The sequence below is a fragment of the Actinoallomurus sp. NPDC052274 genome (assembly GCF_040679475.1).
Lineage (GTDB): Bacteria > Actinomycetota > Actinomycetes > Streptosporangiales > Streptosporangiaceae > Actinoallomurus > Actinoallomurus liliacearum.
Map to the genome: position 1 here is coordinate 66,058 of NZ_JBFAUT010000030.1, position 15,301 is coordinate 81,358.

The following is a 15,301-nucleotide window of genomic DNA, read 5'->3' on the forward strand; positions in this document are numbered from 1 at the left end:
CTAGTTCAGCACTCCGATCGTGACCATGACGGGAACGGACACGAAGCCGATCACCAGCAGCGCCGCGACGACGTCGGCGACCAGCCGGACGGCGGGGTACCGGCGCTGCCGTCCCCAGCCGAGCGTCTGGACCGCGCTGAACAGGCCGTGCCGCAGGTGCAGGCCCATGAGGATGACGGCGACGACGTAGAAGAGCGTGATGTACCAGCGGGACGGGTCGAAGTCCGCGATGACCTTGTCGTACGGCTGGGCGTCGCCGCCCTTCGGGTTGACGGCGCCGAACGTCAGGTCCAGCAGGTGCCAGATGACGAACAGCAGGATGACGATTCCGCCGTACCGCATGACGTGCGTGGCGTACCGGTTCTCGTGCGCCTTCGGCCGCGCGGCGTACCGGACGGGACGCGCCTGCCGCGCCTGGCGGGCCAGGGACACCGCCGCCCAGATGTGCAGGAGCACCGCGACGGTGAGGACCACCTCCAGGGCGGTCAGGAAGACGCGGTGCGGGATCGCGGGCTCACCCACCGACCGCAGCCAGTGCGAGTAGTGGTTGAAGTCCTGGCGGCCCAGGAAGACCTTGAGGTTGCCGATCGCGTGGGCGATGAGGAACAGGACGAGGATGGCGCCGGTCACCGCCATGACGGCCTTCTTGCCGACGGAGGAGCGGTACCGCTTCAGCGGACCGGTCGCCGGCGAGGGCGTCTTGGGGCGAGGGCGGGTGGCCACCGGCGTGGATCGAGACACGGACGACACATCGCGGAAGTTATGTCCGTTTCCATGGTGGCGTCCAAGACATGATGACGCTCGTTTCCATAGCCGTAGGCTATAGAGGTGCAGTTGCAGCAGCTTTCGTACTTCGTCGCGGTGGCAGAGGTGAGGCACTTCACACAGGCGGCGGAGAAGCTCCGGGTCGCCCAGCCGTCCCTGTCCAAGCAGATCCGGACGCTGGAGGCGGAGCTGGGCGCCCCGCTGTTCAGCCGGGCCCGGGGCAACATCACGCTGACGCCGGCCGGCGAGGCGCTGCTGCCCCTCGCGCGGCGGATCCTCGCGGACGTCGAGACCGCCCGGCGGGAGATCCAGGATCTGACCGGCCTGCGGCGCGGGCGTGTACGGCTCGGCGCGACCCCGTCGCTGTTCGCCGGGCTGCTCGCCGACGCGCTGATGCGCTTCCGCACCCGCTATCCGGGCATCGAGCTGCGCGTCGAGGAGGGCGGCTCCCGGGACCTGGTCCGCGACCTGGCCCGCGGCCAGCTCGACCTGGCCCTGATCATCCTGCCGCTGCAGAGCACGGACCCCGCCCTGGAGACGACGCCGATCCTGCGGGAGGACCTCGTCGTCGTCTCCCCGCACACCGACGCGCCGGAGCGGTCCTCGCTGCGGATCGAGGACCTGCGGTCGCGGCCCCTGGTGATGTTCCGCCGGGGGTACGACCTGCGGGAGGCGACCCAGGCGGCGTGCCGGCAGGCGGGGTTCGAGCCGCGGTTCGCGGTCGAGGGCGGCGAGATGGACGCCGTGCTGCGGTTCGTCGAGGCCGGGATGGGGTCGGCCGTCGTGCCGTCGATGGTGCTCGCCGGGCGTCCCGGGCTGGTGGCCACTCCCCTGGCGCGTCCCGGGCTGCAGCGCACGATCGCGCTGGCCCACCGTAAGGACGTCGACCCGACGCACGCCGCGCGGGCGTTCCGCGAGACCCTGCTCGGGTTCCTCCGCGACGCGGAGGCCGACGCCGCGCTGCCGCCGGGCGTCACGCGGCTCGACTGAACCGGAACGTCACCTCAGCGGATCAGTTCGACGTGCGGGGCGAACTCGCGCAGCGCTCTGACCAGGCGGCGCCGGCCGATCCGCCAGCCGCCGAGGCGCGTGGAGACCAGGCGCGGCCGCTCTTCCTCCTCCGGCGGGGCGTACCCGCGCAGCGCCACGGCGCCGTGGCCGGTCGAGCCGCCCTCGGCCGCGTGGAACTCGATCGCCGCGACGTCGTCCCAGGAGAACCACTGCCCCTTGGCGCCGTCCCCGGAGGGACACCAGTAGACGCCCTTGCGCGCGACCGCGAACGCCACCCGCCCCCGTACGACACGGCGCAGGTAGACGACCGCGAGGACGAACAGCCCGAGAGCGATGAGGGGCATCAGGCAGCGGGCCGCGAAGTTCACCCAGTCGTCGATCCCCGGATGCGCGGCGGGCCGCCAGCGCGCGTTCGCCGGGCGGCGCAGCTCTCCGATGACGAAACCGGCGACGAGCACCGCGCCGACGACGGCGGGAACGAGCGGGCTCCACCAGGCGTACCGCACGACGTACGCCCCCGGGCCGAAGCTCGACCGTGACCGCTGTCCCATCTTTACACTCCTGTCCACCCTGTCCCAGGAGTCGCATCTTAGGCCGTCTCAGAAGAATGCAATCGGACACTGGCGGACCAAGCGCTCATTAGGTAGCATAGTTAGCAAATGTGGATTTCTTCCACATTAGGCACATAATTAGCGTGGTTACTCGCCAGTAAGTGGGCAGTTTCACATTCGGTGACCGCGCCTCGTATCTTGCTCGTGACAACTCCCTAATAACGTGGAGCGCCCCGCAGAGGAGAGGCTGGAGTATAGGCGGCCCTCCCAGGCGATGTGCCTTCGATGGAGACTCCGGATGACGCAGACGACGGTGGACGCGCCGGCCAAGGATCGGGCCCGGATCCCGGCGCGCACCCTACGTACGGACCGCTGGTGGAACTACCCGCTGACCACGTTCATCGTGTTCACGGCCTGGGTGATCTACGCGACCGTGCGCTCGATGATGGGCAGCAGTTTCTGGGTCGAGAAATATCACTACCTGACGCCGTTCTACTCGCCGTGCGTCAGCAAGGCGTGCCCGGCCGAGGCTGCGGACTTCGGCAGGTTCGTACCCGACCACCTGCCGTTCTTCATCCCGTACGCCCTCATCTCGCTGCCGTTCCTGCTCGGGTTCCGGCTGACCTGCTATTACTACCGCAAGGCGTACTACCGGTCGTTCTGGCTGACCCCCTCGGCGTGCGCCGTGCCGGACAAGAGCCCGGTCCGCAAGACGCCCGGCGGCTACTCCGGCGAGACGCGGTTCCCGCTCATCCTGCAGAACGCCCACCGCTACTTCTGGGTGATCGCGGGGCTCATCTCCATCGTCAACACGTGGGACGCCATCAACGCCTTCCACGGCAAGGACGGCGGCTTCGGCATCGGGCTCGGCACCATCATCCTGTGGATCAACGTGATCCTGCTGTGGGGCTACACCCTGTCCTGCCACTCGTGCCGGCACGTCATGGGCGGGCGCCTGAAGAGCTTCTCCAAGCACCCCGTCCGCTACTGGCTGTGGACGCAGATCAGCAAGCTGAACACCCGCCACGGGCAGTTCGCGCTGATCACGCTCGGCACGCTGGCGCTGACCGACGCGTACGTCGCGCTCGTCGCGCACGGCTCATTCTCCGACCTGCGGATCTTCAACTAAGGACGACCACAAGTGACTGACATCGAGAGGCTGCAGTACGACGTCGTCGTCATCGGCGCCGGCGGCGCCGGGTTGCGCGCCGCGATCGAGGCGCGGCTGCAGGGCAAGAAGACCGCGATCATCTCCAAGTCGCTGTTCGGCAAGGCCCACACGGTCATGGCCGAGGGCGGCGCGGCGGCCGCCATGGGCAACGCCAACCCGAACGACAACTGGCAGGTCCACTTCCGCGACACCATGCGCGGCGGGAAGTTCCTCAACAGCTGGCGGATGGCCGAGCTGCACGCCAAGGAGGCCCCCGACCGCATCTGGGAGCTGGAGGCCTGGGGCGCGCTCTTCGACCGCACCAAGGACGGCAAGATCAGCCAGCGCAACTTCGGCGGCCACGAGTACCCGCGCCTAGCCCACGTCGGCGACCGCACCGGCCTGGAGCTGATCCGCACCTGCCAGCAGAAGATCGTCGCCCTCCAGCAGCAGGACCACGCCGAGTTCGGCGACTACGACGCCCGGCTGAGGGTCTTCGCCGAGACGACGATCACCCGGCTCCTCAAGGACGAGCAGGGCCGGATCTGCGGCGCCTTCGGCTACATCCGGGAGACCGGGAAGTTCGTCGTCTTCGAGGCGCCCGCCATCGTGCTGGCCACCGGCGGCATCGGCAAGTCTTTCAAGGTGACCTCCAACTCCTGGGAGTACACCGGGGACGGCCACGCGCTCGCGCTGCTCGCCGGCGCGTCGCTGATCAACATGGAGTTCGTGCAGTTCCACCCGACCGGCATGGTCTGGCCGCCGTCGGTCAAGGGCATCCTCGTCACCGAGTCCGTACGCGGCGACGGCGGCGTGCTGAAGAACTCCGACGGCAAGCGCTTCATGTTCGACTACATCCCGGACGTCTTCAAGGACAAGTACGCCACGTCCGAGGAAGAGGCCGACGGCTGGTACGACGACCCGGACAACAACCGGCGTCCGCCCGAGCTCCTGCCCCGTGACGAGGTCGCCCGCGCGATCAACTCCGAGGTGAAGGCCGGCCGTGGATCCCCCCACGGGGGCGTCTTCCTCGACATCGCCTCGCGGCTCAAGCCGGAGCAGATCATCAAGCGGCTGCCGTCGATGCACCACCAGTTCAAGGAGCTGGCCGACGTCGACATCACGGCCGAGCCGATGGAGGTCGGCCCGACCTGCCACTACGTCATGGGCGGCGTCGAGGTCGACCCCGACACCGGGGCGGCGCTGGTGCCCGGCCTGTTCGCGGCCGGCGAGGTGTCCGGCGGCATGCACGGGTCGAACCGCCTCGGCGGCAACTCTCTGTCCGACCTGCTGGTCTTCGGCCGCCGGGCCGGGCTGGGCGCCGCCGAGTACGCCTCCGCGACCACCGTCTCCGTCCCGGACGCCGAGGTCGAGGCCGCGGTGGCCGAGGCCCTCGAGCCGTACGAGCGGGAGGCCGGTGAGAACCCCTACGCGGTCCACCAGGAGCTCCAGCAGACGATGAACGACCTCGTCGGCATCATCCGCCGCGAGGACGAGCTGGAGCAGGCGATCGAGGCGCTCGGCAAGCTCCGCGACCGCGTCAAGAACGTCGCGGTCGCGCCCTCGGCGGGCGCGACGGTCACGGAGGGGCAGGGGCCCGCCTACCACCCCGGCTGGCACCTCGCGCTCGACCTGCGCAACATGATGATCGTCTCGGAGTGCGTCGCGCGCGCCGCCCTCGAACGCCAGGAGAGCCGCGGCGGCCACACCCGCGACGACTACCCGAAGATGTCCGCCGACTGGCGCAAGGTCAACCTGGTGTGCTCGCTCCGCGACGGCGTCGTCGAGCTGAAGCGCCAGGAGATGGAGCCGATGCGCGATGACCTCCTCTCGCTCTTCGAACTCGACGAGCTGAAGAAGTACCTGACCGAGGGCGAGCTCCCCGCTGAGGAGAAGAACTGAGATGGGCTACAAGGCGAAGTTCCGGGTCTGGCGCGGCGACGCGGGCGAGGGCGAGCTCAAGGACTACACCGTCGAGGTCAACGAGGGCGAGGTCGTCCTCGACGTCATCCACCGGCTGCAGGCCACCGAGGCGCCCGACCTGGCCGTCCGGTGGAACTGCAAGGCCGGCAAGTGCGGCTCCTGTTCCGCGGAGATCAACGGCAGGCCGCGGCTGATGTGCATGACGCGGATGTCGACGTTCACCGAGGACGAGACCGTCACGGTCACGCCGATGCGGACGTTCCCCGTCATCCGCGACCTGGTCACCGACGTCTCCTACAACTACGAGAAGGCCCGCGAGATCCCGGCCTTCGACGGCGGCGACGTCAAGCCCGGCGAGTTCCGGATGCAGCAGGTCGACGTCGAGCGCTCGCAGGAGTTCCGCAAGTGCATCGAGTGCTTCCTGTGCAACAACACCTGCCACGTCATCCGTGACCACGAGGAGAACAAGGAGCACTTCTCCGGCCCTCGCTTCCTCATGCGGGTGGCGGAGCTGGAGATGCACCCGGCCGACGTCCACGACCGCCGGCAGATCGCCCAGGACGACTTCGGGCTCGGCTACTGCAACATCACCAAGTGCTGCACCGAGGTCTGCCCCGAGCACATCAAGATCACCGACAACGCGCTGATCCCGATGAAGGAGCGCGTGGTCGGCCGCCGCTACGACCCGCTGGTCTGGCTCGGCTCCAAGATCGGTGTGGTCAAGCGGGGCAAGGAGACCCCGAAGGCCTGACACCTCCCGTCCGCGCTGCGCCCCGGCCGTCGGCCGGGGCGCAGCCGTGTTCGGGGCCCGCGCGTGGCAGCGTCTTTCCGGGCGGCGGAGGGAGGGTCGGCGGCCGGGATGATCGGATTAAGCGGGCAAACGGGATCAGCACGGCCTGGTCATGTGAACTGAGACCCGCGGCGCTCTAGCCTTTGACGCGTGGAAGCCGAGGAGACAGAGATGTCCAACGCCCCTGACGATCCCGGGCACCGCCCCCCACCCCCGCGGCAGGGCGACCCTCAGCCGTACCAGGGCGATCCTCAGCCTTACCAGGGCGATCCTCAGCCTTACCAGGGCGATCCTCAGCCTTACCAGGGCGATCCTCAGCCGTATTCTCCGGCTTATCAGGGCGACCCTCAGGCTTATCCAGGTGGACAGCCGCCGTACGGCGGATACGCTCCCCCGCCACCGGACCAGCCACCGCCTCCGACCGGCCCCTGGCAGGGCCCCCCGCCGGGCTACGGCCCTCCTCAACCCGGCCCCCAGAGCTCACCCCCCTATACCCCCCGCCCCACCGGCAAGGGCTTCTTCGGCGCACTGCTCGACGCCAACTTCGACCACATGGTCACGGTCAAGCTGGCCCGATTCATCTACTTGGTCTTCCTGACGTTGATCAGTCTGTTCGCCCTGGTCATCCTGTGGTACGGGTACTCGATCCTCAAATGGAACACGATCCTGGGCATCATGGTGATCTTTGCGGCGCCACTGACCTGGATCTTCTACGTCCTCATCGTTCGGGTCTCCATGGAGTTCGTGATCAATCAGTTCAAGATCACGGAGCATCTGAAGGCGATCCGTGAGCGGGGAGATCTGCGCTGAGCGCTGTGGTCGGCCGGGGTGGGGGCGTTAGGCTCTCGAAGGCACCTACTGATGGGGCGAAGGACGGGTAGTGGCGGACATCGAAGGGCCGTCCGAGACGCGGCGCGAGGAGTACGAGACCCGCCGGGACACGGTCCCCTCCCAGCGTGACGCACCGGGTGTCACCCGCCGCGACGGCGGAGTGCCCGCACCCTCCCTCGTCCGCCTCCCCGCCGATCTCGCCGACCGGTTCACGGTGCTGGGGGAACTCCCCGCACAGGGCGCCGAGTCCGACCTGTTGCACGTCCAGGACGGCACCGGAGCGGAACTCGTCGTCAAGATCTTCCGACGGGGCTTCACGGCCGACCGCTCGGTCTGGCAGAAGCTGCCGACGCTGGACTCCCCTCATGTCGTACGCATCCTCGAGACGGGGCATGCGGAGGGCCGCGACTACGAGGTCATGGAGTACGTCCCCGCGGGCAACCTGCGGATCGTGGGGTCCCCGTTGCCGCCGGCCCTGGTCGCCGAGGTGGTGGCCCAGCTCGCGGCCGGTCTGGAACGGCTCCACGCGGCCGGGATCGTGCACCGCGACCTGAAGCCGGAGAACATCCTGGTCCGGAGCACCGCCCCGCTCCGCCTCGCCATCACCGACTTCGGCCTGAGCCGAGTGATCGAGCAGAGCGTCGTGTTCGCCTCCTCGTCGCGCACTCTCGCGTACGCCGCGCCGGAGTCGCTGTCCGGGCAGGTCTCTCCGGCGCGTGACTGGTGGTCGCTCGGCATCATCGTGCGGGAGCTGCTGACCGGCCGGACCCCGTTCGCGGGCATGAGCGAGACCGCGGTGGTCGACCACCTCGCGACCCGCACGATCGACTGTGACGACATCGCCGACCCACGGATGCGGCTGGTGTGTCAGGGCCTGTTGACCCGCGACCCGCGTCGGCGATGGGGGGGTGCGGAGGTCGGGCGGTGGCTCGACGGCGAGAACCCCGCGGTCGCCGCGCCGGCCCCGCCCAACGCGTCGCCGCTCACCGCCGGCGCCGCAGCGGGCGCCATCGCCTTCGGCGGCCGGACGTACGACGACCGCGCCGAGTTCGCGCGCGCGGCGGTGGCCGACTGGGAGTCCGCGGCCCGCTACTTCTTCGGGACCATGTACACCCCGGTGGGGCCGAGCGAGGCATGGCAGGCGCTGCGCGGCTGGCTGAACGGCTTCGACGACGACCCGGAAGGCCGCATCCGCCTCATCGACGAGCACCTCACCGGGGACGCTCCGCCCGACGTCAAGCTGCTGCACCTCATGCGCTGGTCGGATCCCACCCTCGAGCCCCACTTCCTCGGGCTCCGGATGCTCCCCGAGGACCTGCCCGTCCTCGCCGCCATCGTCGATGACGAGAGGCATCCGGAGCACCGCACCGCGTCGCGTGCGGTCCGTGCCCTCTGGGAGCACCGGTTGCTACCCGTTCTGGCGGGTTTCTCCGGGACGGAGGACCTCGTCGCCGTCGACCACCGCTGGCGGGGCCTGGTGACGGCGTGGAACCGGCAGGCGGAGTGGCTGCGGTCCCAACTGCCCCGATCGGCGAACCGCCTTCCCGACGCCGGCGCGGTCGGCCTGGACGAGCCCCCCGCGGTGCTGGCCACGCTGCTCGCGCTGGCCGGACGCCCGGAAGAGGCGCGGGAATCGCTGGCGGGAGCGGCCGGCCGGGCCCGGGACCCGGTGCGGGAATCCGTGCCCTGGTTCTCCTGGCTGTCCGACCAGGCGGGAGACGATCCCCTCCGGCTGCTCGCGATGGTCCGGACGGCGCCGGACGCCGCGTTGGAGGTCGAGGCCGCCGCTCGCCACCGGTTCGAGACCGAACAACGATCCGCCGAAGGCCACAGACGCTGGGAGCAGCGCGAGCGGCACCGGCTGACCGGCCGCCGGTCGGCGATGATCCGCGCCGTGCTGTGGACGCTCCCGCTGGCGGTCCTGTGGATCGGCGGGAGCCAGGTGATCCTGGGCATCGTGCGGCTGGCGTCTTCGGAGCGTGGTAGTCAGGCGGTCGACACCTCCGGGTTCACCGTGCCGTTCCTCCTGATCGGCGTCTTCGCCTGGCTGATCGACACCGGGGCCGAGGTCTTCCTCGCTTCCAGGCTCGGCGCCGACTACCTGAACTCCGGGCCATGGGCGCCCCTGGCGAAGGTCTTCGGTTCAACGAGCCGGGCGTTGTCCGGCGCTTCGCAGGCCGTGTCGCGAAGGAACCGGCGCACGAGCAATCGGGGCTGCGGAGTCGTGATCCTCATCTGTGTCCTACCGCTCCTCATGATCCTGATCCTGATCCCCGCCTTGATCGCCGTTTCGTGGCTGCTCTGGCTGGCGGCACTGGTCATGGTGCCGCTCGCGCACCTCGTGGTGACGGGAGTGCGCATGCAACGGTGGCGACAAGGACACGAGCAGGCACGACAGCAGACCGTGGGAGGACGACTGTGAGCAGCGGTGTGGAGGCGGACATCGCCCTGGACGCGGCGGTCATCGCGTCGCTCGGGCTCGTGCGTGTCATGGGAGGCGCGGCCGGGCTGGCCGCGACCGGTACCGGCGCGCTCGCCGCGCTCGCCGAGGGCCGCGCCGAGGCGCAGGCCGAACGCCTCCGCGAGGCGCAGCAGTTGGAGGAGACCGTCGGTGAGGTGCTGAACCGCACCGCTCGGATCGCCGCGCTGGCCCAGTCGGCTCGCGACCACGGCGTCGCCGTCGAGTTGCCGGTCCCCATCGAGGTCGCCGGCCGGTCCGCCGAGGAGCTCGCCGCCTGGATCACCGAGGCCGACGCGCGGCTGGCCGTCGCGGAGGAATCGCTGGCGGCGACGATCGCCGAAGCGGCCACCGGGCGCATCTTCGAGGCCGCCGCGCGGTCACTCCGGGCGACGCCGGAGAACGGCCGGTCGGCCGCCGCTCCGCGCCCCACGGCCTCCCCGGACGAGCTGACCCGCCTGCTCAGGCGGTTGGCGCCGGACGCCGCCGACGCGGACCGGCGGGCGGTCACGGAGGCCGCCGAACAGGCCGCGCACGCACCGACGGCGTCGGAGGCGGAAGGGCGGCTCACGGAGGTCCGGATCCGTATCCAGGACGCCAACGAACGCGCCCGAGAGCGCCGCGACGGCCGGGCCGCCGCCCTGCGGTTCCTGCGGGAGCTGGAGGGCCACCCCGCCGCGGATTCCGTACGGCCGCGGCTCGGCGAGGTGGCCGACGGCGCCCGCCCCTTCGACCAGGGGTTGCGCGCCGAAGCGGCGCGTCTCGTCGAGGAGGCGCAGCGGCAGGCCGAGCAGCGATACGTGGCCGAGGTCCTCCGCGCGGCGTTCGGGGAGCTGGGCTACGAGGTCGGCGAGGGTTTCGAGACGTTGACCGCCCAGGACGGAGAGGCGGTGCTGACGCGAGGCGACTGGCCGCAGCACGCGGTCAAGGTGCGCGTCGACGGGACGCGGCAGGTGCGCATGGCCCTGCTGCGGACCGAACCGGCGGAGAGCGACGAGCAGCGCCGTCTCGACGTCGAACGCGAGGAGCAGTGGTGCGCCTCTTTCGACGCCGCCAGAGAGCGCCTGGCCGAGGCGGGCGTCCACGCGGACGTACGGTGGCGGGTCGAGCCGGGCACGCAGCGACTGCCGGTGACGGAACGGCAGCGGTCGGGCCGGCAGCAGAACGAACGCCGCCGCGAGCTCGGCGGGTGAAGCGGGGCACCGGGCGGCTGCTCGGTACCCCGCCGTACGTCGTCGGGCCCGGTACTGATGACCCGGACCGGGAGGTCGGCCAAGGCCGCACCCGGTGCGGCCCCGGTCTCAGGCCTGGCCGCGCTTGGCGCGGGCCCGGGCGCGCTCCCGCTCCTTCGAGTCGAGGATGACCTTGCGCAGCCGGATCGCGTTCGGCGTCAGCTCGACGCACTCGTCGTCGGCGACGAACTCCAGCGCGGCCTCCAGGCTCAGCACGCGCGGCGGCGTGAGCCGCTCGAACGTCTCCGCCGTCGAGGACCGGATGTTCGTCTTCTGCTTCTCCTTGGTGATGTTGACGTCCATGTCGTCGGCGCGGGAGTTCTCCCCGACGATCATGCCTTCGTACACCTCGGTGCCGGGCTCGACGAAGAGCGAGCCGCGTTCCTGCAGGTTGAACATGGCGTACGCGGTGGCGGCGCCGGCGCGGTCGGACACGAGCGAACCGGTCGGCCGGGTGCGCAGCTCGCCGAACCACGGCTCGTAGCCCTCGAAGACCTGGTGCGCGATGCCCGTTCCGCGTGTCTCGGTGAGGAACTCGGTGCGGAACCCGATCAGGCCGCGGGCCGGCACGATGAACTCCATCCGGATCCAGCCGGTGCCGTGGTTCGTCATCTGCTCCATGCGGCCCTTACGGACGGCGAGCAGCTGGGTGATCGCTCCGAGATACTCCTCCGGGGCGTCGACGGTCAGGTGCTCGACGGGCTCATGCAGCTTCCCGTCGATCTCCCTCGTCACGACGCGGGGCTTGCCGATCGTCAGCTCGTACCCCTCCCGGCGCATGGTCTCGACCAGGATGGCGAGCGCCAGTTCGCCGCGCCCCTGGACCTCCCAGGAGTCCGGACGGTCGGTCGGGAGCACCCTGATGGAGACGTTGCCGACGAGCTCACGGTCCAGCCGGTCCTTGACCAGCCGCGCGGTGACCTTGGTGCCCTTCTCCCGGCCCGCCAGCGGCCCGGTGTTGACGCCGAGGGTCATCGAGATGGCCGGCTCGTCGACGGTGATGAACGGCAGCGGCCGCGGGTCCTCCGGGTCGGCGAGCGTGTCGCCGATCATGATGTCCGGGATGCCGGCGATGGCGATGATGTCGCCCGGGCCCGCCTGCTCGGCCGGCTTGCGCTCCAGCGCCTCCGTCATCATCAGCTCGGTGATCTTGACGCGCTCGATGGTGCCGTCATGCTTGCACCAGGCGACCTGCTGGCCCTTCTTGATCTGTCCGGCGTGCACGCGGCACAGGGCGATACGGCCGAGGTAGGAGCTGGCGTCGAGGTTCGTGACGTGCGCCCGCAGCGGCGTGTCCGGGTCGTAGGCCGGCGCCGGAATCGTCTCCCGGATCACCTGGAAGAGCGGTTCGAGGTCCTCGGAGTCCGGCAGGCCGCCGTCCTCCGGCTTGGTCAGGCTCGCCCGGCCGGCCTTGGCCGAGGCGTACACGATCGGGAAGTCGATCTGGTCCTCGGAGGCGTCGAGGTCCATGAACAGCTCGTAGGTCTCGTCGACCACCTCGGCGATCCGCGCGTCCGGCCGGTCGACCTTGTTGACGACGAGGATGACCGGCAGCTTGGCGGCCAGGGCCTTGCGCAGCACGAAGCGGGTCTGCGGCAGCGGCCCCTCGGAGGCGTCGACGAGCAGGACCACGCCGTCGACCATCGACAGGCCTCGCTCGACCTCGCCACCGAAGTCGGCGTGCCCGGGCGTGTCGATAATGTTGATCGTCATGCCGCCGTGCCGGACGGCGGTGTTCTTCGCGAGAATGGTGATGCCCTTCTCGCGTTCGAGGTCGTTGGAGTCCATGACCCGCTCGTCGACGTCCTGGTTCTCACGGAACGCGCCGGACTGCCAGAGCATGGCGTCGACGAGCGTTGTCTTGCCGTGGTCGACATGGGCGACGATGGCGACGTTACGGAGATCGTCCCGGGTGGCGATGGGCATACGTGCGGGTCTCGCTTCGTGGTGTGGGATTCGCCGCGGGATCCACGCGGCATCCCCCATTCTACTTGGCCCGGGGATCGACCAGCATCAGGACGAAAAGTCGCGTTAGGCGAGCGTCCGGGGCTGACGTTGGCGTGACTTCTCATTCCGAGGCGGGCGGCTGGTGAGCATCGCCTCGAGGAGCGATGGGTTTTCTACGGCACCGCGGGGCTGCGGCGTTCGATGAGGACCAGTCACGCCACCAGGGTTCGCGCGCGGGTGTGGGCGGCGAGGCGAGGGGGCGAGGTCCGTGTCGCCAGCCGCAAAGTAGAGCGTTCATCCGGGTCACGGACGTCGTTGAACCGTCTCTCAGAACGCATGGTTCTGGTCGCGAGATCCGACCGCAGTTGTTCGTGGCGAGCGACCGCGCCGTCACCTCGGCGAGCCTCATGTTCGTCAGTTCTGAGCGCACCCAGCCGCCATGCGCAAGGAAGCCGCTGACCTCGGCCGATGACCAGCTTCTCGTTGCTGCCTATCGGCCTGGGCCCGCGACTGCGGTCACGCCTCGGGGAGGGCGCCTCCGGAGCATCTGGTGCTCCGGAGGCGCGGACGGACTACTTGCCGGCCTGGCTTTCGGCCTCGTGCTTGAGGTTGTTGACCCAGTTGTGGAGGGAGTTGTCCAGGGCGGCTTGCAGGGCGGCCTGGTTGGCGGTGACGGGGTCGCCGGTCCAGGACTCCTCGGTGTGGACGAGGACGCCGTCGGAGGTCGGGGTGAAGGTCCACACGTGGATGGCGGTGATGCCCTGGGCGGGGCCGCCCCAGGCCAGGCGCTTGCCGTAGTCGACCTGCTTGACGGTGGAGGTGATGCTCAGTCCCTCGGTGGTCCAGTGAAAGATGGAGCCGGGGCGCAGGCGTCCGGGGGTGTCCTTGACGACGACGTCGACTTTGGGCTGCCAGGTGGGCCAGTTCTCGACATCGGTCTGGATCTTCCAGATGGTGTGCAGGGGGGCATCGATGAGGATGTTCTCCCGGGTGATGACGGGGGCGTCGTGGTCGATCTGCACGTCGCGGGTGTGAGCCGCGGCGCGGGCCGGGGTGGCGCAGGTGGTGGGCTTGTCATCGCTGAAGGCGTAGGCGGTACCGGTGGCGAGGAGGAGAGCGCTGGTGGTGGCGGCGGCGAACTTCGCCGCGGTGAGGATGCGCACGGGTATCGGGCCTTTCATCACTGGAATGGTGGTGTGTTGTTTCCCGGGGCCGTAGGACGGCCAGGGAAGGGAGCGGGTCAGGCGCGGGGGTCGTCGGTGTCGGGGATCCAGGAGCCGTGGATGCCGCCGGTGACGCGGCGCGGGAGGTGGACGGTGGCGATCCTGTCGAGGCCGGAGGCGTCCAAGACCAGGAGCTGTGAGACGTCCTGCTTGAGGTCGGAGATGACGGTGAGCAGGTAGCCGTCGTCCTCGCGGGTGGCGCCGGCGGCGGGGACGAAGACGGCTTCGCTGGGCAGGCGGGCGTCGCCGACCTGGTGGATGCGGCGGGCTCCGGTGGTGCGGTCGTACTTGACGACGCCGTAGCCGCCGAAGCCTTCCTGGTCGGGGAAGGCGACCGCGTACTGGTAGCGGTGCTCGGCGCCGAGGAGGTCCTCGTTGAGGGTCGGGAACTCGACGGCGAGGTCGTCGATGATCTGCTCGTCGACGCTGCCGGTGGTCAGGTCGATGACCCAGCGGCGGGTGTAGGAGCGGGTGTTGGGTTCGGTGCCGCGGCCCGGGGCGCCGACCCACCAGTTCCAGGACAGCTGGAAGCCCTCCTTGTCAACGGTGGGGCCCTCCAGCACGATGCGGCCCTGGGCGTCCTCGTAGGCATTGGCGGCGTGCAGCATGTTGCCCGGTTCGATGGAGAACCAGCGGATCTGGTCGGTGCCCTGCGGGCCGCGGGGCATGACGCCGATCCGGGCGGGCTGGGCGTCGTTCCAGCCGTACGGGATGCCGGAGTGCTCGTTGGGGTCGAAGGTGACGGTGCCCTCGATGAAGACCACGTGGTGGCGGGTGATCGCGAAGTCGTGCTTGAGGGAGGCGCTGGCGCCGGGGATCTCGGCGCTGTGCGTGATCTGCCCCGTGGCGTCGGCCACGTAATACATCAGGTAGGGCGGGAACGGGGAGGAGCCGAAGAAGTGTAGTTCCCCGGTGACCGGGTCGGTCTTCGGGTGGGCGGTCATGGCGCTGCGCAGCTTGCCGTCGAAGTCGAAGGCGCCGACGGTGTCCAGCTCGGGGGTCAGCTCGAAGGGGAAGTTCGCCTCGCACAGGGCCAGCAGGCGGCCGGCGTGCTCGATGACGTGGGTGCCTGCGGTGCTGGCGGTCAGATCCGGGCCGTGGTCGGTCATGTAGGGGGCGCCGTCCAGGGCCGGGGTGTGCACCCAGCGGTTGCGGTACCACTCGGCACGGCCGGCGCGCAGGCGGATGCCGTGGACCATGCCGCTGCCCTTGAACCAGTGGGTGGGGGTGACGCCGGGCTTGGGGTTGTGGCTGTTGCGGATCAGGCGGCCGGTCAACTCGGGCGGGAGGGTGCCCTCGACGGTCAGTTCGGTGGCGGTGATCTCGTCGACTGCGGGCGTGTAGTGGCCGGTCAGGTAGGGCTTGCTGGTCATGGCAGGAACCTCTCCGGTGTGTCGGTCGTCGGTGTCTTGCGGCGTAG

General features: G+C 69.8%; 12 protein-coding genes. 7 read left to right on the plus strand and 5 right to left on the minus strand.

Annotated elements, in window-relative coordinates:
- The gene (locus tag AB0K82_RS24865; protein ID WP_364400920.1) at window positions 1-741 is read right to left on the minus strand and encodes a succinate dehydrogenase cytochrome b subunit; all 741 of its coding nucleotides are present in this window, start codon (window positions 739-741) and stop codon (window positions 1-3) included.
- A gap of 87 nt (window positions 742-828) precedes the next feature.
- On the opposite strand from AB0K82_RS24865, the gene AB0K82_RS24870 reads away from it, so the two are divergent.
- The gene (locus tag AB0K82_RS24870; protein WP_364400923.1) at window positions 829-1,755 is read left to right on the plus strand and encodes a LysR substrate-binding domain-containing protein; all 927 of its coding nucleotides are present in this window, start codon (window positions 829-831) and stop codon (window positions 1,753-1,755) included.
- Between the two features lie 14 nt (window positions 1,756-1,769).
- Here the strand turns inward: AB0K82_RS24870 and AB0K82_RS24875 are convergent, their stop codons facing one another.
- Window positions 1,770-2,327: a hypothetical protein gene (locus AB0K82_RS24875; RefSeq protein ID WP_364400926.1), complete on the minus strand. Its 558-nt coding sequence runs from the start codon at window positions 2,325-2,327 to the stop codon at window positions 1,770-1,772.
- Window positions 2,328-2,625: 298 nt separating this feature from the next.
- Between AB0K82_RS24875 and AB0K82_RS24880 the strand changes: the two genes are divergently transcribed.
- The 6 genes from AB0K82_RS24880 to AB0K82_RS24905 all read left to right on the plus strand — a co-directional run bounded on the left by AB0K82_RS24880 (window position 2,626) and on the right by AB0K82_RS24905 (window position 10,672).
- Entirely contained in the window at window positions 2,626-3,456 is an 831-nt protein-coding gene (locus tag AB0K82_RS24880) for a hypothetical protein (RefSeq protein WP_364400928.1), read from the plus strand.
- A 12-nt stretch (window positions 3,457-3,468) separates the two neighbouring features.
- Window positions 3,469-5,379 carry a fumarate reductase/succinate dehydrogenase flavoprotein subunit gene (locus AB0K82_RS24885; protein WP_364400930.1) on the plus strand — a complete coding sequence of 637 codons (1,911 nt, stop codon included), beginning with the start codon at window positions 3,469-3,471 and terminating at the stop codon, window positions 5,377-5,379.
- Window position 5,380: 1 nt separating this feature from the next.
- Complete coding sequence (locus tag AB0K82_RS24890) at window positions 5,381-6,151, plus strand: succinate dehydrogenase/fumarate reductase iron-sulfur subunit (protein WP_345354316.1); 771 nt, start codon at window positions 5,381-5,383, stop codon at window positions 6,149-6,151.
- A 189-nt stretch (window positions 6,152-6,340) separates the two neighbouring features.
- A complete protein-coding gene (locus tag AB0K82_RS24895) occupies window positions 6,341-7,000 on the plus strand; it encodes a DUF4282 domain-containing protein (RefSeq protein ID WP_364400933.1) in 660 nt (219 codons plus the stop codon).
- Between the two features lie 70 nt (window positions 7,001-7,070).
- On the plus strand, window positions 7,071-9,443 hold the full coding sequence (locus tag AB0K82_RS24900; protein ID WP_364400936.1) for a serine/threonine-protein kinase: 2,373 nt from the start codon (window positions 7,071-7,073) through the stop codon (window positions 9,441-9,443).
- Window positions 9,440-10,672, plus strand: a complete 1,233-nt coding sequence (locus AB0K82_RS24905) for a response regulator receiver protein (RefSeq protein WP_364400939.1) — start codon at window positions 9,440-9,442, stop codon at window positions 10,670-10,672. Before AB0K82_RS24900 ends, AB0K82_RS24905 begins: the two co-directional genes overlap by 4 nt.
- A 108-nt stretch (window positions 10,673-10,780) precedes the next feature.
- Here AB0K82_RS24905 and typA read toward each other — a convergent pair whose 3' ends face one another.
- From typA to AB0K82_RS24920, 3 genes are all read right to left on the minus strand, one after another.
- Window positions 10,781-12,637, minus strand: coding sequence for a translational GTPase TypA (gene typA, locus AB0K82_RS24910; RefSeq protein ID WP_364400942.1), 1,857 nt, complete (start codon window positions 12,635-12,637; stop codon window positions 10,781-10,783).
- Between the two features lie 593 nt (window positions 12,638-13,230).
- Window positions 13,231-13,839, minus strand: coding sequence for an SRPBCC family protein (locus AB0K82_RS24915; protein ID WP_364400944.1), 609 nt, complete (start codon window positions 13,837-13,839; stop codon window positions 13,231-13,233).
- A gap of 59 nt (window positions 13,840-13,898) precedes the next feature.
- A complete protein-coding gene (locus AB0K82_RS24920) occupies window positions 13,899-15,254 on the minus strand; it encodes a carotenoid oxygenase family protein (protein WP_364400947.1) in 1,356 nt (451 codons plus the stop codon).
- Between the last annotated feature and the right edge of the window lie 47 nt (window positions 15,255-15,301).

Bases quoted from the DNA above. Each gene is read 5' to 3' on its own strand.
- AB0K82_RS24920 (WP_364400947.1), bottom strand. From the start codon at position 15,254: ATGACCAGCAAGCCCTACCTGACCGGCCACTACACGCCCGCAGTCGAC.
- AB0K82_RS24915 (WP_364400944.1), bottom strand. From the start codon at position 13,839: ATGAAAGGCCCGATACCCGTGCGCATCCTCACCGCGGCGAAGTTCGCC.
- AB0K82_RS24890 (WP_345354316.1), top strand. From the start codon at position 5,381: ATGGGCTACAAGGCGAAGTTCCGGGTCTGGCGCGGCGACGCGGGCGAG.
- AB0K82_RS24880 (WP_364400928.1), top strand. From the start codon at position 2,626: ATGACGCAGACGACGGTGGACGCGCCGGCCAAGGATCGGGCCCGGATC.
- typA (WP_364400942.1), bottom strand. From the start codon at position 12,637: ATGCCCATCGCCACCCGGGACGATCTCCGTAACGTCGCCATCGTCGCC.
- AB0K82_RS24875 (WP_364400926.1), bottom strand. From the start codon at position 2,327: ATGGGACAGCGGTCACGGTCGAGCTTCGGCCCGGGGGCGTACGTCGTG.